The 14,957-nt window shown below is 61.3% G+C and carries 17 protein-coding genes, 1 tRNA gene and 1 pseudogene; 16 read left to right on the forward strand and 3 right to left on the reverse strand.

What is annotated here, in order from left to right:
- The first annotated feature begins 66 nt into the window (after positions 1 to 66).
- From G3T16_RS21245 to G3T16_RS17060, 4 genes are all read left to right on the forward strand, one after another.
- Positions 67 to 822: an acyl-CoA dehydrogenase family protein gene (locus G3T16_RS21245; RefSeq protein ID WP_197911718.1), complete on the forward strand. Its 756-nt coding sequence runs from the start codon at positions 67 to 69 to the stop codon at positions 820 to 822.
- Between the two features lie 2 nt (positions 823 to 824).
- Positions 825 to 1,232 (forward strand): acyl-CoA dehydrogenase family protein, encoded by a 408-nt coding sequence (locus G3T16_RS21250; RefSeq protein WP_232059397.1) that lies wholly within the window; start codon positions 825 to 827, stop codon positions 1,230 to 1,232.
- Between the two features lie 266 nt (positions 1,233 to 1,498).
- Positions 1,499 to 2,155, forward strand: coding sequence for an acyl-CoA dehydrogenase family protein (locus tag G3T16_RS17055; RefSeq protein ID WP_163496277.1), 657 nt, complete (start codon positions 1,499 to 1,501; stop codon positions 2,153 to 2,155).
- Positions 2,148 to 3,275, forward strand: coding sequence for an acyl-CoA dehydrogenase family protein (locus G3T16_RS17060; protein WP_163496278.1), 1,128 nt, complete (start codon positions 2,148 to 2,150; stop codon positions 3,273 to 3,275). Before G3T16_RS17055 ends, G3T16_RS17060 begins: the two co-directional genes overlap by 8 nt.
- 485 nt (positions 3,276 to 3,760) lie before the next feature.
- Here G3T16_RS17060 and G3T16_RS17065 read toward each other — a convergent pair.
- A tRNA-Leu gene (locus G3T16_RS17065) sits at positions 3,761 to 3,847 on the reverse strand.
- 200 nt (positions 3,848 to 4,047) lie between these two features.
- Here G3T16_RS17065 and G3T16_RS17070 point away from each other — a divergent pair.
- From G3T16_RS17070 to G3T16_RS17095, 6 genes are read left to right on the forward strand one after another with little or no spacing between them, the layout of a single operon-like run.
- Positions 4,048 to 4,320, forward strand: a complete 273-nt coding sequence (locus G3T16_RS17070; RefSeq protein WP_163497165.1) for a hypothetical protein — start codon at positions 4,048 to 4,050, stop codon at positions 4,318 to 4,320.
- A gap of 48 nt (positions 4,321 to 4,368) precedes the next feature.
- Positions 4,369 to 5,439 carry a tRNA preQ1(34) S-adenosylmethionine ribosyltransferase-isomerase QueA gene (gene queA / locus G3T16_RS17075; protein ID WP_163496279.1) on the forward strand — a complete coding sequence of 357 codons (1,071 nt, stop codon included), beginning with the start codon at positions 4,369 to 4,371 and terminating at the stop codon, positions 5,437 to 5,439.
- Between the two features lie 14 nt (positions 5,440 to 5,453).
- Positions 5,454 to 6,557, forward strand: coding sequence for a tRNA guanosine(34) transglycosylase Tgt (gene tgt, locus G3T16_RS17080; RefSeq protein ID WP_197911719.1), 1,104 nt, complete (start codon positions 5,454 to 5,456; stop codon positions 6,555 to 6,557).
- Between the two features lie 2 nt (positions 6,558 to 6,559).
- A complete protein-coding gene (locus G3T16_RS17085; protein ID WP_163496281.1) occupies positions 6,560 to 7,174 on the forward strand; it encodes an NUDIX hydrolase in 615 nt (204 codons plus the stop codon).
- Positions 7,171 to 7,692, forward strand: coding sequence for a gamma carbonic anhydrase family protein (locus tag G3T16_RS17090; RefSeq protein WP_163496282.1), 522 nt, complete (start codon positions 7,171 to 7,173; stop codon positions 7,690 to 7,692). Before G3T16_RS17085 ends, G3T16_RS17090 begins: the two co-directional genes overlap by 4 nt.
- Positions 7,692 to 7,886 carry a DUF1289 domain-containing protein gene (locus tag G3T16_RS17095; RefSeq protein WP_163496283.1) on the forward strand — a complete coding sequence of 65 codons (195 nt, stop codon included), beginning with the start codon at positions 7,692 to 7,694 and terminating at the stop codon, positions 7,884 to 7,886. Before G3T16_RS17090 ends, G3T16_RS17095 begins: the two co-directional genes overlap by 1 nt.
- A gap of 199 nt (positions 7,887 to 8,085) precedes the next feature.
- Here the strand turns inward: G3T16_RS17095 and G3T16_RS17100 are convergent, their stop codons facing one another.
- Both G3T16_RS17100 and G3T16_RS17105 read right to left on the reverse strand, forming a co-directional pair.
- Positions 8,086 to 9,360 carry an HlyC/CorC family transporter gene (locus G3T16_RS17100; RefSeq protein ID WP_163496284.1) on the reverse strand — a complete coding sequence of 425 codons (1,275 nt, stop codon included), beginning with the start codon at positions 9,358 to 9,360 and terminating at the stop codon, positions 8,086 to 8,088.
- A 91-nt stretch (positions 9,361 to 9,451) separates the two neighbouring features.
- Positions 9,452 to 10,243: a cytochrome C assembly family protein gene (locus G3T16_RS17105; protein WP_232059140.1), complete on the reverse strand. Its 792-nt coding sequence runs from the start codon at positions 10,241 to 10,243 to the stop codon at positions 9,452 to 9,454.
- Between the two features lie 110 nt (positions 10,244 to 10,353).
- On the opposite strand from G3T16_RS17105, the pseudogene ffh reads away from it, so the two are divergent.
- From ffh to xerD, 6 genes and pseudogenes are all read left to right on the forward strand, one after another.
- A pseudogene (ffh, locus tag G3T16_RS17110) lies at positions 10,354 to 11,732 on the forward strand (signal recognition particle protein).
- Positions 11,733 to 11,915: 183 nt separating this feature from the next.
- Positions 11,916 to 12,179, forward strand: a complete 264-nt coding sequence (rpsP, locus tag G3T16_RS17115; protein WP_163496286.1) for a 30S ribosomal protein S16 — start codon at positions 11,916 to 11,918, stop codon at positions 12,177 to 12,179.
- Between the two features lie 15 nt (positions 12,180 to 12,194).
- Positions 12,195 to 12,737, forward strand: a complete 543-nt coding sequence (gene rimM, locus G3T16_RS17120; RefSeq protein ID WP_163496287.1) for a ribosome maturation factor RimM — start codon at positions 12,195 to 12,197, stop codon at positions 12,735 to 12,737.
- A gap of 31 nt (positions 12,738 to 12,768) precedes the next feature.
- Positions 12,769 to 13,512 (forward strand): tRNA (guanosine(37)-N1)-methyltransferase TrmD, encoded by a 744-nt coding sequence (gene trmD, locus G3T16_RS17125; protein WP_163496288.1) that lies wholly within the window; start codon positions 12,769 to 12,771, stop codon positions 13,510 to 13,512.
- Positions 13,513 to 13,563: 51 nt separating this feature from the next.
- Positions 13,564 to 13,923, forward strand: coding sequence for a 50S ribosomal protein L19 (gene rplS, locus G3T16_RS17130; protein ID WP_163496289.1), 360 nt, complete (start codon positions 13,564 to 13,566; stop codon positions 13,921 to 13,923).
- A gap of 98 nt (positions 13,924 to 14,021) precedes the next feature.
- Positions 14,022 to 14,924, forward strand: a complete 903-nt coding sequence (xerD, locus tag G3T16_RS17135) for a site-specific tyrosine recombinase XerD (protein WP_163496290.1) — start codon at positions 14,022 to 14,024, stop codon at positions 14,922 to 14,924.
- Positions 14,925 to 14,957: the final 33 nt, after the last annotated feature.

Below are 14,957 nucleotides of genomic sequence, written 5' to 3' on the forward strand. Positions count from 1 at the left end.
GGGTCAGTTTTCTGCCTCGTGGCTGGAAGTAAAACGTGCAACTTGAGACTTTAGGAGACGAAAGGCATGGAATTTGGTTGGTCGGCAGAGGAAGTCTCACACCGAAAGTGGATTAGGGAGGTCTTGGATAAGTTACTTCCTTCGAACTGGGAGTCGATCTCAGTGCATGGTCCAGGCAGTGACGCACAGACAGAATTTTCCCGGGATTTCTGCAGGAATCTGGCTGCAGAAGGACTATTGGTGTCGCACTGGCCAGTCGAACACGGTGGTGAGGATGCCCCAGTATGGCAGCAGTTCATTCTCGGTGAGGAGATGTGGGCAGCAGGCGAGCCGCGTGGCCCACAATATATGAATGTTAACTGGGTGGGACCGGTGCTCATCCGGTTCGGTACCAGTACCCAACTAGACAAATTTCTGCCTCCCATCCGGCACGGTGATGCGGTTTGGTGTCAGGGATTTTCAGAGCCGGAGGCAGGTTCAGATCTTGCCGCGTTGCGCACTCAGGCCGTGCCCGTGGAGGGTGGCTACCGGGTTACGGGAGCGAAGATCTGGACGTCCTATGCGGGCCATGCCGGCCGATGCTTTTTACTGGCACGGGTACCGTCATCGCATGGTGGTGAGAAGGGTAAGGGCGGTATCGTTATTCTGCTCACTGACATGACGTCACCCGGAATACGCGTGAAGCAGATTCCGGCACTGATTGGAGAAGGGGATATCCACGAAGTCTTCTTTGACGACGTCTTCGTGCCCTCAGAGGACAGGCTGGGCGAGGAGGGCAGGCATGGGAAATCATCCAGTACGCACTTCAGAATGAGAGAGTAGGTATTGCACGGTACGAATTTTCCCGGCGGATGCTGGATCGCGGGGTCGCGACGCTGAAGGCGGCTGGCCGCTGGGAGGCACCGGCTGTCCAGGAGCGAGCGGCGCGCGCATTGATGTTGTGTGAGGCCGCGCGTCTGCTGGTGTACCGTGTAGTCGACGGCAAAGCCCGCTACCTGGCGCATGATGCATTTCCCAGCGTGGCACGCTGGGCGATAGTGCAGGCGGACACCGGTGTGAACGAGTTCCTCACGGAGTTTCTTCCGGAGGGGCTGATCGGTAAGGATTCCGTTCAATTGGCGCACCACCAGCGTGCGATCGCCGCAGGCATTGCGTCCGGTGCAGCGGAGATTCAGCTCAACCTGATTGCTCGACGCTGGTTGGGACTTCCGGGAGAGGGGCACAAACAATGAATTTTGCAATGACAAGCGACCAGATAAGTGTTCTGACTGAGGTCGATAGGCTGCTGGGGCGGTTGCCTCAACAAGGGGCGTCGGAGCCTGAGTTAGCGCCCTATAGTGACCTGCTGGACAGTTTGATTTCTGAGGCAGGGTTTCTGGATATCGCGAGAGAAGAGGGTTTTGGAATACTGGACGCGGCGCTATTGGTAGAACGACTGGCGAGAGAGCCACATATTGTTGAGGCGGCAGCATCGTCAGTCGTTGCCCCGGGTTTGGGCTTGGCTGCGGGTCTGCGACCGGTAGCTCTGGTATCTGGTGAGGCGACGCGGCCCGCGCGCTTCTTGTCCCGGGCGCAGGTATTGCTGGTGGACTGCGGCGACCGCGCGCTGGCGGTGACCGTTGACCCATCAAGGGTCATGAAATTGGAGAGTATCTTTGCCTATCCCTATGGCCAGCTGGACAGCCTGGAGGGTCTTGACGTACAAGAGATCAATGATGTGGCGACTTTGCGTCGCCGTTGGCGTATCGCGATGGCTGCGGAGGCAGCCGGGTGTATGGCGGGTGCTCTGGCGTTGGTTATCGACCATGTAAAGGCGCGCTGGGCTTTTGGTCGGCCGTTGGGTGCGTTCCAGGCAATCCAGCATCGGCTGGCCATGGCTGCGGAAACCGCCGAGTCCAGCAAGTTGTTGGCACTGCGTGCGGCGTGGTCCGATGATGAAGGCGATGCTGCGTTGGCTGCAGGATTCGCGCAGATCCGGATCGCTCAGTTCACCTATGACCTGCATCAGTTTACCGGAGCCATGGGACTGACGCTGGAGTACCCCTACACTTGTGGACGTATCGGTTGCGAGCGCTCTCCGGGGAGCTCGGTGGTGGTACCGCGCAGGCATGTGAAGCAGCCAGGTGTGCCTGGCCGGAAACCGCAGCATGAGTAGGCCGATCAGTGAGTTCCGCACGGAGGTTCGCTCGTGGTTGAACGAGCATGTTCCACCAAAGCAGGCGCCACATGATGGTTCGGCGGCGCGAGCGTTCGTACTCGATTGGCAGCGCATCCAGGCTGAGGGTGGTTGGGCAGGTATATCATGGCCTCAGTCTGTCGGCGGCTGTGGGCTCTCAGTTTCTGAGCAAATTGTGTGGTTCGAAGAGTATGTGCGGGCAGGGGCGCCGTCTGTGCTCAATCCGCTATTCGTCGCACTAAATCATGCTGGACCCACCTTGATTGCGTGTGGGACGCCAGAGCAGCAGGCCGAGCATTTGCCTCATATCCTCAACGGTGAGGTGATCTGGTGTCAGGGCTTTTCCGAACCGAACGCGGGCTCTGATCTTGGGGGACTTAGAGCCCGTGGGCGAGTGGAGGGTGATCAGCTTGTCATCAACGGTCAGAAAATCTGGTCAAGCTATGCGGACATCGCAGACTGGCAGGAGATGCTGGTTCGTACTGACCCAGAGGCGCGAACTGGACAGGCGTTATCGTGGGTGATAGTACCAATGGAGACAGATGGAATCACCGTCCGCCCCATCGCAACCATGGCAGGTGCCGCTACATTCTGCGAAGTGTTCTATGACGAGGTGCGTGTGCCTCTGGCAAATGTTGTCGGTGGCTTAAACAACGGTTGGGCAACAGCGATGTCAACGCTTGGCTTCGAACGGGGTACCGCAGCCTTGGCGCTACTTATGGATCTTGTGTGGCGCGTTGATGAGCTGCTGCGCGACTGTCCGGTTGCCAGGCCACTGATGCGGAGTCGCCTGGCTGAGCTTCGGGCGGAAGGCAGGTCAATCCTGTCCATGAACTACCGTTTGGCCTTGGAGTCGCAGAACTCGGTACCGGACTCGGGTGGTTCGTTGGTGCGGCTCGCCTTTGCCGAATTTGCGCAACGGGTGTCTGCCGCGGCAGTCGAACTCTACGGTATCGAGAGTGACAAGGTGACGGGTTTCCATGGTTGGGGCTACGAGTACCTGCACTCATTTTCGGAAACTATTGCCGGAGGTACAGCAGAGATCCAGCGGGACATCATCGCTGAGCGCGTCTTGGGCTTGCCAAAAGGATCCAGGTAGGTATGTAGGGCGAAACGTGCACGATCCTGAATGGACTTCCCCTGGTTCATGGAGATTTCTAGCTTATTCTGTACGCTCTAGTATCCTGTGCGTCCCGCATGAGCGACCGCGACAAGATCGTAAGCATTGAATATCATACTTCTCCGGCGGTGGAAAGATAGTCACCGAGGAAGGGGACCGACACCCCCCTTTTCATGAAGCTAGCCAATACTCTGGATCACGTCGAGTGTATTGCGGTCCAATCGATCAAGTCGCGTACAATCGTGTTTCTCGTTACAAGCACAACCCAAGTCTGTTCGCATGAGTCTGTTAGTGGCATCTCCTGTACGAGAAAGGATCCATCAGACCCCAGGGGGAAGGATGTCCGAGATCTGCTAGCTGACCGAATTCTGGGTTGCGTAGTTTGAGAATTGGCTTGCTGAGATTTTATGTTGTTATTTATTTGGTTATATTCATTATGTAACTTATTGATAATATTGATATTATGGTACCGGAGGCCGGACTCGAACCGGCACGCGTTTTACCGCATCGGATTTTGAATCCGACGTGTCTACCAATTTCACCACTCCGGCAGAGAGGGCAAGCGGGTTGCGCACGGGGCGCACCCTGGAGAGCGCGCGATTATAGCAACCGGGCCTCAAACTGCAATGATTTTCCTTAACCTCGGGCCAATTCAGGGTAGACTTCGCGCGGTCCCGCGAGCCTCAGGCACCGGCGACAGTTGGCCCCAGGGCTCAAATTTCTGAGTATCGAAGGAGAAAAGATCGTGGCAATGAAACTGGTCAAAAAGACCGCAGATTACAGTATTTTTCAGCGCGGCGATGAGCGCTACGCCGTCAAGGACGTCTACAAGCAGCCTATCAACGGTGAAGACAAGGTGCGTATCCTGACCACTGAAGGCCTGGTCAAGGTCACCGCGCCAAAGGCGCCGGCTCCGGAGGAAGAGCCCGCGGCAGAAGAGGAAGTGGTTGCCGAGGAATCTTCGGCCGCTGAGGAAGCACCCGCCGAGGAAGCGGCTGAAGCAGAAGGTGAAGGCGAGAAGTAGGCCTTCGCGCTGCGGGAGCAAAGCCGGCATCGGGCCGGCTTTTTTGCGATGAAGCTCAGTGATTTTCACTATCAACTGCCAACGGAACTGATTGCGCAGCAGCCGCTGGCCGAGCGTGATGCCAGCCGTCTGCTGTGCCTGGATGGCGCCAGTGGCGCGCTCCGGCATCGCCTGTTCAGCGATTTGGCCAGTTGCCTGCATGACGACGATCTGCTGGTATTCAACAATACCCGCGTGATTCCAGCCCGGCTCTGGGGTCAGAAGGAAACCGGTGGCCGGGTGGAGATCCTGATTGAGCGGCTGACGGGGAGTGGCCAGGCGCTGGCCCATGTCCGCAGCAGTAAATCTCCGCGGCCCGGTAGCTGGCTGTTGCTGTCCGCGCGCGAAGGCGGCGAGCCCGGCCCCTGGCGGTTGCAGGTGACCGGCCGCGAAGGCGCGCTGTTTGTGCTGCGCGCACCGGAGGCCGTGGCTCTGGCCGACATCCTCGCGGCCATCGGCCATATGCCTTTGCCTCCTTACATCCAGCGTGAAGACGAGGCCCTGGACCAGACCCGCTACCAGACGGTATTTGCCCGCCGCGAAGGCGCCGTGGCTGCTCCCACTGCCGGACTTCATTTTACCCAGGCAATGCTGGCGCAGCTGGACGAACGGGGTATACAACGGGCCGAGGTGACCCTGCACGTCGGCGCCGGCACCTTCACGCCGGTGCGGGTGGATGAGATCGAGCAGCACCGGATGCATTCGGAATACCTGGAGGTGGACGACGCGCTGTGCGCGGCGGTCGCCGCCACCCGCGAGCGGGGGGGCAGGGTGGTGGCCGTAGGCACCACCGCGGTGCGCTCGCTGGAGTCGGCGGCCTGCGGCGCGGGCCTGGTCTCCCCGCAGCGCGGTGACACCAGTATCTTCATCTATCCCGGTTACCGCTTCCGGGTGGTGGACGCGATGGTCACCAACTTCCATCTGCCGGAGTCCACACTGTTGATGCTGGTCAGTGCCTTTGCCGGCCGCGAGGCGATCATGCAGGCCTATCGCGAAGCCATTGTCGAGCGCTATCGTTTTTTCAGCTACGGTGACGCCATGTTCATCACCCCCGAACCCAGCGCCCTGGAGGGCCGATGACACGCAGCTGCGATATGGCATTCGAACAACTGAGCCAGGACGGCGATGCGCGGCGCGGACGCCTGAGGTTTCCGCGCGGCACAGTGGAGACGCCGGCCTTCATGCCGGTGGGCACATACGGCACGGTGAAAGGCATGTTGCCGCGGGATATCCGCGCCATCGGTGCCGAAATCATCCTCGGCAACACCTTCCATCTGTGGTTGCGGCCCGGCACCGCGATTATCGAACAGCACGGTGACCTGCACGAATTCATGGGCTGGGATGGCCCCATCCTGACCGACTCTGGCGGCTTTCAGGTGTTCAGCCTGGGCGCAATGCGCAAAATTGCAGAGGAGGGCGTCCGTTTCCGCTCACCGGTGGATGGTGCCCAGGTATTCCTGGATCCGGAGACATCGATGGCGATCCAGCACAGCCTGGGGTCGGATATCGTGATGATCTTTGACGAGTGCACTCCCTATCCCGCCACCGAGCGCGAGGCACGCGAGTCGATGGAGCTCTCGTTGCGCTGGGCGGCACGCAGCAAGGCGGCCCATGGCGAGCGGCCTGCTGCGCTGTTCGGCATTGTCCAGGGCGGCATGTATCCTGCGTTGCGCGCGGAGTCCCTGGCCGGCCTGGAGGCCATCGGTTTTGACGGCTACGCCATTGGCGGCCTGTCTGTGGGGGAGCCCAAGGAGGACATGCTGGCGGTGCTGGAATCGCTGGCGCCGCATCTGCCCCGGGAGCTTCCGCGCTACCTGATGGGGGTGGGCACGCCGGCCGACTTGCTGGAAGGGGTGCGGCGGGGCGTGGACATGTTTGACTGCGTAATGCCTACCCGCAATGCCCGCAACGGCTTCATCTTCACTTCCCGGGGCATACTCAAGCTGCGCAATGCCCGCCACAAGACCAGTACACTGCCGTTGGATGAAGCCTGCGATTGCTATACCTGCCAACATTTCAGCCGCGCCTATCTGCATCATCTGGACAGGTGCAACGAGATTCTGGGCTCGCAGTTGAATACCATTCACAATCTGCGTTATTACCAGAACCACATGGCGGCGATACGCACTGCGATCGAGGGCGGGCAGCTGGACAGCTTTGCAGCGGATTTTTATGCCGCCCAGGCCGAGGGCGTCTGAGGATGACTGCAGCGGATTCTGCCGGTAGTCTTTTCGCTCGTCTGCAGCGCCACCATGCCCCGCGTCCTGAACCCTGGCGCGGCGAAGGCCGGCAGGCAGCAGTGCTGGTGGCCATAACAGAGGAAGCAGAGCCCAGGGTGGTATTGGGCAGGCGGGCAGAGCATCTGCCGCTGCACCCCGGCGAGATCGCCTTTCCCGGCGGCAAGCGGGAGCCGGAGGATGCGACACCCTGGGACACCGCGCTGCGGGAAACCGAAGAGGAAATCGGCTGGCCGCGCATCGCGGTACAGCCGGTGGCGCAGTTGGGGGTGCTGCTAACCCGTTCCGGCTTTGCAGTGCATCCCTGCGTGGTACGGGTGGCGGAACTGCCGCCGATGCGGGTGGATCAAGAAGAGTTTGATGCGGTCTTCCTGGCGCCGCTGGCGCTGTTCGCGGAGCGGGCCCGGCTCCGGCTGGAGCGCATGCAGGTGGGCGATGAGCAGCGCTGGGTGCCGCATTACGAACTGGAGCATGGTATCGTCTGGGGAGTCACCGCCAGAGTGCTCGCCCAACTGGTCAATACCGGTATGGACGCCGGGCTGGATCTTGACCCAGACAATGATGAGGAAGCGCAATGATATACAGTCTAGACGGCAAGCAGGTCACACTGCGCGGCAGTGGACATTTTATCGCGCCCAACGCCGCGGTAATTGGCGATGTCACCTTGCATGAGCACAGCAGTGTCTGGTTCAGCTGTGTCTTGCGTGGCGATGCTGAGCGCATTGAGGTGGGTGCCGGCAGCAATATTCAGGATGGTGCGGTACTGCATGCGGACCCGGGCTTTCCGATGGTCGTGGGCGAGAATGTCACCGTCGGGCACAATGCGATGTTGCACGGTTGCAGCATTGGCGACGGCTCTTTGGTGGGTATTGCCGCGGTGGTGCTGAACGGCGCCAAAGTGGGCAGGAACTGCCTGATCGGCGCCGGCGCGCTGGTCACCGAGGGGATGGAGATTCCCGATGGCAGCCTGGTGTTGGGCGCCCCGGCCAAGGTGCGCCGCCAGTTGAGCGAGGAGCAGCAGGCGGAGTTGCAGTTGAACGCCGACCACTATGTCGGCAATGCAACCCGTTATGCCAGCGGGCTGCGGGAACAGTAATGAGCGAACCCGAGGCACCTCGGTCGCCCTGTATTTCCGTCTGCCTGCTGGATGAGCACGATATCTGCCAGGGCTGTTACCGCAGCGCCACCGAAATCACCGACTGGTTCATGGCGGAGCCGGCGGAAAAGCGGGATATCCTGCACCGCGCCCGGCAGCGCGAGCGGCAATACAATCCCGTGCGCCTGGACTAGTACCTAGTACGAATGGCAATTACTTTAGCTGACTCCGGTAGAAGGTCGGCGTCCTGGGCGGGTGCTTTCGAGACCGTTTGCAGCATGGATGCTGCAACCGAGCCCCCATGGAGGGGTTAACGGCGTGTCTCGAAAGCACCCGCCCAGGATGTCGGCCGGGCTACGAAGTCCCAAAACCCTCAAGTAAGTGCCATTCTACCTACTGCCGCGCTTTCCGGCTGGCGGCAGAGGACGCCTTGACCGCCTGCACCACATTGCCCTGCAGCTCCAGGATCTCCAGCCGGTAGCCGGCAATGGCCAGGCTGGCGTTGCCGTCCGGAAAAGATTCCAGGTATTCCAGGATCAGGCCACTCAAGGTCTTGGGGCCGTCGGTGGGCAGGTCCCAGTGCAGTGACTTGTTGACGTCGCGCAGGTTGGCGTTGCCGGCAATGATGTAGCTGCCGTCGCGCTGGGGAAAGATGCTGTCGTTGCTGTCGCCCAGCTTGGAGGTGAACTCGCCGACGATCTCTTCCAGGATATCCTCCAGCGTCACGATCCCCATTACTTCGCCGTACTCGTCGACCACTATGGCCAGGCGCAGCTTGTTTTTCTGGAAGTGCAGCAGTTGGGTATGCAGGGGGGTGTTTTCGGGAATGAAGTAGGGCTTGTCCATCTCCCGCTCCAGGGCGCCACGATCCAGACCCTGACTGTCGAGGATGCGGCTGATGTTGCGCATGTGCAGCACGCCGACAATATTGTTGATGTCGTCCCGCCACACCGGCAGACGGGTGTGCGAGCCGGCCTGGATGCAGCGCAGGAGGTCGGCATCGCTGTCGTCCAGGTCGATGCCATAGACCTCATTGCGTGGCACCATGATGTCATCCACCGACACCTCCTCCAGATCGAGGATGTTCAGCAGCATGCCCCGGTGGCGGGACGGTATCAGTGCACCGGCGTCGGTGACGATGGTACGCAGCTCATCGGAGGAAACGTGCTCGTCCTTGGCTCCGGCCGGATCTATGCCCAGTAGCCGCAGCAGGCCATTGGTCACAAAGTTTACCAGCCAGACCACGGGATACATCAGCTTCATCAGTGGCAACAGCACCAGGCTGGCCGGGAAGGCCACCCGCTCCGGGTGCAGGGCGGCGATGGTCTTGGGGGTGATTTCGGCGAAAATCAGGATAACCAGGGTTAGCCCCACAGTGGCTATTGCAATACCGGCGTCCCCCCAGAGGCGAATGGCAACCACGGTGGCGATGGCGGAGGCGAGTATATTGACGAGGTTGTTGCCGATCAGGATCAGGCCGATCAGCCGGTCAGGCCGCTCCAGCAGCTTGCCGGCTCGCCGGGCTCCCCGATGCTTTTGTTTCCTGAGATGTTTCAGCCGGTAGCGGTTGAGCGACATCATTCCGGTTTCGGAACTTGAAAAGAAGCCGGAAAGCAGAATAAGGACTACCAGGACTGAGTAGAGGAGACCCAGCGGTGCTTCGTTCAAAGCGGGGATGAACCTTTGACATGTGTGGGTCGGCTATCTTGAAGAAAAACAACGCGGGTAGCAACCCTTTGTGACGGTGGCGCAAGGCCCTTCAACCGCGCTGTAGCACCAGTTCCAGCACCAGCTTGGAGCCGAAGAAGGCCAGTACCAGCAGGGTGAAGCCGCCCAGGGTGAAGCGCACCGCCGTCTGGCTGCGCCAGCCCAGTTGGTAGCGTCCCCACAGCAGGGTGGAATAGATTGCCCAGGCCAGCAGGGTCAACACCGTCTTGTGGACCAGGTGCTGGGCGAACAGGTCCTCCAGAAACAGCAGGCCGGAGACAATCGCAACCGTCAGCAGCACGACTCCGGCCCACAGCAGCTCGAACAGCATCGTCTCCATCAATTGCAGTGGGGGCAGCAGACTGACCATGCCGGTGGCATGGCGGTGCTTGAGCTGGTGGTCCTGCACTGCCAGCAGTGCGGCTTGCACTGCAGCCAGCGTGAGCACGGCGTAGGCCAGGATGGAGGAGGCGACATGCAACAGTACACCCCCGCCCATGTGCGGTGGAGCGACGCCGGTCTGGGGTGCGAAAGCGGACACCAGCACCGCCGCTGCGGAGATCGGCAGCAACACCACGAGCAGGTTCTGCAGCGGCCGGCGCAGCAACCAGACGACGCAGGCGAGATTCACTACCAGCGTGACCAGTGCCAGGATCTTGTACAGCCCCAGATGCACGCCCTGGCCGTCGAATACACTGAACCAGGCCACCAGGGCATGGCACAGCAGCGCGATGACGCCCAGCGTGATCACCATCGCGCTGAGGCGCGGCCGACGCTGCCGCATATGCAGCAGGTGAAGGCCCGTCGCCGTCAGATACAGCAGCGCGGCGAGAATGGCTAACAAGGGCAGAGGCATGGTTTGGGGGTTGGACCCGGGTGACGTATACTGCGCTCCTTTGTACCGATTTGTCCCGGCATAATCAATAGCGCCGGGTGTTGCCGAGAGTCATTCCGATGTTTGAGAGCTTATCCGATCGCCTGTCCCAGAGCCTGCGCAACGTCAGCGGCAAGGCGCGGCTGACCGAGGACAATATCCAGGACACCCTGCGTGAAGTACGCATGGCACTGCTGGAGGCCGATGTGGCGCTGCCGGTGGTGAAGGACTTCGTCGAGGCGGTGAAGCAGCGCGCACTGGGCCAGGAGGTAATGAGCAGCCTGAGCCCGGGGCAGGCCTTCCTGAAGATCGTGCAGACCGAGCTGGAATCGGTGATGGGTTCTGCCAACGAGGGGCTGAACCTGGCGGTGCAGCCGCCAGCCATTATCCTGATGGCTGGCCTGCAGGGTGCGGGCAAGACCACCTCGGTGGCCAAACTGGCGCGCCTGCTGCGGGAGCGGGACAAGAAATCGGTGACGGTGGTCAGCGCGGACGTGTACCGTCCCGCGGCGATCAAGCAGCTGGAAACCCTGGCGGCGGAAGTCGGGGTGGACTTCTATCCCAGCGCGCCCGACCAGAAGCCGGTCGATATCGCCCGCGCTGCGATCGAGCACGCCCGCATCCGCTTCAGCGATGTCCTGATCATCGACACTGCCGGCCGGCTGGCGATCGACGAGGCCATGATGGCTGAGATCGCCGAGTTGCATCGGGTCACCCAACCCGCCGAAACGCTGTTTGTGGTCGATGCGATGACCGGGCAGGACGCCGCCACCACCGCCAAGGCCTTTGGCGAGGCGTTGCCTTTGACCGGTGTGATCCTGACTAAGGTTGATGCCGACAGCCGCGGTGGTGCCGCGCTGTCGGTGCGCACCATTACCGGCAAGCCGATCAAGTTCCTCGGCGTGGGCGAGAAAACCCAGGCGCTGGATCCCTTCCACCCCGACCGGCTGGCCTCGCGCATCCTGGGCATGGGCGATGTGATGTCGCTGATCGAGGAAGCCGAGCAGAAAGTTGACCGGCACAAGGCCGAGCGCCTGGCGCGCAAGGTCAAGAAGGGCAGCGCTTCGATCTGGAGGACTTTCGCGACCAGTTGCAGCAGATGACCAATATGGGCGGCATTACCGGCATGCTCGACAAGCTGCCGGGCATGGGCAACATGGCGCAAATGGCGCAGCAGAACCTGGACACCAAAATGTTTGCGCGGATGGAGGCGATGATCAACTCCATGACCCCGCGCGAGCGCCGCAATCCGGACCTGATTGTCGGCTCCCGCAAGCGCCGCATCACCCGCGGCTCCGGTACCCAGGTTCAGGACCTCAACCGCCTGCTGAAACAGCACAAGCAGATGCAGAAGATGATGAAGAAGATGAAGGGCGGCGGCATGGAGAAAATGATGCGTGGTCTGGGTGGCATGATGCCGCCGGGCGGCGGTGCCGGCGGCGGCTTCCCGTTCCGCTGAAGTGGCGCGGCCGGCTCTCGCTAAGCTCCCGGAATTGTTAAAAATATCGCCCCGGCAGGGGTTTTAAATAGCGGGAAATTTCCGTATGATACGCCACCTTTGCGGCCGTGGTGACGGTATTTGCCGTGGATAATGCGGTGGGTTTGCCGCAGATCCCTACTCAATTTCAGGAAATTACGGAATATGGTAACAATTCGTCTTTCACGTGGTGGTGCCAAGAAGCGCCCGTTCTATCACTTGACTGTTACTGACAGCCGCAAGTCGCGCGACGGTCGATTTATCGAACGCGTCGGCTTCTTCAACCCGGTGGCACGCGGCCAGGAAGTACGGCTGCAGGTCGACAATGACCGCATTGCCTACTGGCAGGGTCAGGGTGCCCAGCTGTCCGAGCGCGTGGCGAAGCTGGTCAGGGAATCCAGTGCCGTCAAGGAAGCCAGCGCGGCCTGATCCGGTGCCGGTCCGATGACTGAGGCCGCTGCAGACGAACGTATTGTCATCGGCCGCATCACCGGTTGTCATGGCATCAAGGGCTGGGTAAAGGTTCACTCCTATACCGAGCCGCAGGAAAATTTCCTGGCCTACAGTGGCTGGATGGTCCAGCGCCGCGGTGGCCTGCAGGCGGTGGAGTTTGACGCCGGGCGGCGCCAGGGCAAGGGTCTGGTGGCACACATCAAGGGTGTCGACGATCGCAATCAGGCCGAGCTTTTTCAGGGCCTGGAAGTCAGTGTCGAAGGCGGGCAGTTGCCGGCGCTGGAAGAGGGCGACTATTACTGGCGCCAGTTGCAGGGCATGCAGGTGTGGTGTGGGCCGGAGGATGAACAGGTGTTGCTGGGGACAGTGGATTACCTGATCGAGACCGGCGCCAATGATGTCCTGGTAGTGAAGGCCTGCGAGGGTAGTTACGACCAGCGGGAGCGGCTGGTGCCCTGGCTGCCGGGGTCGACGGTAACCCGGGTGGACAAGCAGGCCGGCAGAATCGAAGTCGACTGGTTCCTGGACGAATAGCAGGCCGCCAGTCAAGCAAGCGGCGGGTAACATGCAGATAGCAGTAGTGAGCCTGTTTCCCGAAATGTTCGGCGCAGTGAGCGAGCACGGGGTGACCGGCCGCGCGGTTGGGCAAGGGCTGGTGACCTTCGGGCATCACAATCCCCGCGATTATACAGACGACCGTCACCGTACAGTGGACGACCGGCCCTTTGGCGGCGGCCCCGGTATGGTGATGAAGATTGCTCCGCTGCAGCAGGCGATAGCCGCTGCCCGGGCGCAGCTGGCGCCGGTGGCGCGGGTGATCTACCTGTCCCCCCAGGGGACGCGCTTCGACCACGCCAAGGCGTTGGAACTGGCGCAGGCGCAGTCGCTGATACTGGTGGCGGGGCGCTACGAAGGAGTGGATGAACGCCTGCTCGAGAGCGAGATAGACGAAGAGCTCTCGATCGGCGATTACGTATTGAGCGGTGGTGAGCTGGCGGCGATGGTGGTTGTCGACGCGGTGATCCGCCAGTTGCCCGGGGTGCTCGGGCACGAACTGTCGGCCCTGGAGGATTCCTTTGCCGACGGCTTGCTGGACTGTCCGCACTACACCCGGCCGGAGGTTTATCAGGGCAGGGCGGTGCCGGACGTATTACTGAGCGGCGATCACGAGCGGATTCGCCGCTGGCGCCTTAAGCAGGCACTGGGCAGGACGCAGCAGCGGCGCCCGGACCTGCTGGAAGGCAGGACGTTGACCGCCGAGGAACAGGAGTTGCTGGCACTGTATCGCCAGGAACAGGATTTGGGTTAATACAAGTACACTAGCTGTGAAGCTACGCATCGGAAATGACAGGAGCGCACCATGAGCACCAACAAGATTATCTCTCAGCTTGATGCTGAACAGATGCAAAAGGAACTGCCTGAATTCAGCCCCGGCGATACCGTGGTGGTGCAGGTCAAGGTCAAGGAAGGTACCCGTGAGCGTCTGCAGGCGTTTGAGGGCGTCTGTATTGCCAAGCGCAGCCGGGGACTGAACTCGGCCTTCACGGTGCGCAAGATTTCCCACGGCGTCGGTGTGGAGCGGACCTTTCAGGCCTACAGCCCGCTGGTTGACAGCGTCAGTGTCAAGCGCCGCGGCGACGTGCGCCAGGCCAAACTGTACTATCTGCGCGAACTGTCCGGCAAGGCGGCCCGTATCAAGGAAAAGCTGGCCACCCGCTAGGCAGGCGGCAAGTGCCGCGCGCCAACAGCCGCGGCAGGTCCTGTTGCGGCGCTGTGCCGGGCCGCGTGCGGCGCCGGATTCCATGATATCGTAGCGCCATGTCCAGCTTGCTCCCGGAACACCCCGACGTAGAACACTACATCGATTCCCTGTGGATCGAGAAGGGGCTCGCCGACAACACGCTTGACGCCTACCGCCGCGACCTGTCTCAGTATCACCAGTGGCTGGGGCAGCGTGACCGCACCCTCATGCAGGCGGATCGCTCCGACCTGCAGGCCTATCTGGGGCAGCGGATGCGGCAGGGCCAATCGCCCCGCTCCAGCGCCCGCTTCATGTCCTGTGTGCGCGGTTTCTATCGCTTCCTGCTGCGCGAAGGCCGCCTGCAGATCGACCCCACCCTGGACATAGACAGCCCGATGCTGGGGCGGCCTCTGCCCAAATCCCTGTCAGAGCGGGATGTGGACCGGCTGCTGCAGGCTCCCGATACCGATATAGCGCTCGAGTTCCGCGACCGCACCATGCTGGAGCTGCTCTATGCCTGTGGCCTGCGGGTCTCGGAGTTGACCGGCCTGCAGCTCACGCAGCTGAGCGTCAACCAGGGCGTGGTCAGGGTGTTCGGCAAGGGGGGCAAGGAGCGGCTGGTGCCGATGGGAGAAGAAGCCCTGAGCTGGCTGCAGCGCTACCTCGCGGGCCCGCGGTCGGAGCTGCTGAAGGGCCTGCCCAGTGATGTCCTGTTCCCCAGTCGTCGCGGGACACAGATGACTCGCCAGACCTTCTGGTATCGTATTAAAATCTATGCCCGCCGTGCCCAGATACGCAGCGCGCTGTCTCCGCACACCTTGCGGCACGCGTTTGCGACCCATTTGCTCAATCACGGTGCTGATTTGCGCGTGGTGCAGATGTTGCTGGGACACAGCGACCTGACCACCACGCAAATCTATACCCATGTGGCGAAACAGCGCATGTTGGAGCTGCACGCACAGCATCACCCCCGGGGCTGAGGAACTTAGCTCCGGGCCCAGGCTCCAACAACA

The organism is Kineobactrum salinum, assembly GCF_010669285.1.
Classification (GTDB): Bacteria; Pseudomonadota; Gammaproteobacteria; order Pseudomonadales; family Halieaceae; genus Kineobactrum; species Kineobactrum salinum.

Excerpts from the sequence above, each read along its gene's own strand:
- trmD (WP_163496288.1), top strand. The coding sequence starts at position 12,769 with ATGCAGATAGCAGTAGTGAGCCTGTTTCCCGAAATGTTCGGCGCAGTG.
- tgt (WP_197911719.1), top strand. The coding sequence starts at position 5,454 with ATGGCATTCGAACAACTGAGCCAGGACGGCGATGCGCGGCGCGGACGC.
- xerD (WP_163496290.1), top strand. The coding sequence starts at position 14,022 with ATGTCCAGCTTGCTCCCGGAACACCCCGACGTAGAACACTACATCGAT.
- rpsP (WP_163496286.1), top strand. The coding sequence starts at position 11,916 with ATGGTAACAATTCGTCTTTCACGTGGTGGTGCCAAGAAGCGCCCGTTC.
- G3T16_RS17070 (WP_163497165.1), top strand. The coding sequence starts at position 4,048 with ATGAAACTGGTCAAAAAGACCGCAGATTACAGTATTTTTCAGCGCGGC.
- queA (WP_163496279.1), top strand. The coding sequence starts at position 4,369 with ATGAAGCTCAGTGATTTTCACTATCAACTGCCAACGGAACTGATTGCG.
- G3T16_RS17060 (WP_163496278.1), top strand. The coding sequence starts at position 2,148 with ATGAGTAGGCCGATCAGTGAGTTCCGCACGGAGGTTCGCTCGTGGTTG.
- rplS (WP_163496289.1), top strand. The coding sequence starts at position 13,564 with ATGAGCACCAACAAGATTATCTCTCAGCTTGATGCTGAACAGATGCAA.
- rimM (WP_163496287.1), top strand. The coding sequence starts at position 12,195 with ATGACTGAGGCCGCTGCAGACGAACGTATTGTCATCGGCCGCATCACC.
- G3T16_RS17090 (WP_163496282.1), top strand. The coding sequence starts at position 7,171 with ATGATATACAGTCTAGACGGCAAGCAGGTCACACTGCGCGGCAGTGGA.
- G3T16_RS21245 (WP_197911718.1), top strand. The coding sequence starts at position 67 with ATGGAATTTGGTTGGTCGGCAGAGGAAGTCTCACACCGAAAGTGGATT.
- G3T16_RS17085 (WP_163496281.1), top strand. The coding sequence starts at position 6,560 with ATGACTGCAGCGGATTCTGCCGGTAGTCTTTTCGCTCGTCTGCAGCGC.
- G3T16_RS17095 (WP_163496283.1), top strand. The coding sequence starts at position 7,692 with ATGAGCGAACCCGAGGCACCTCGGTCGCCCTGTATTTCCGTCTGCCTG.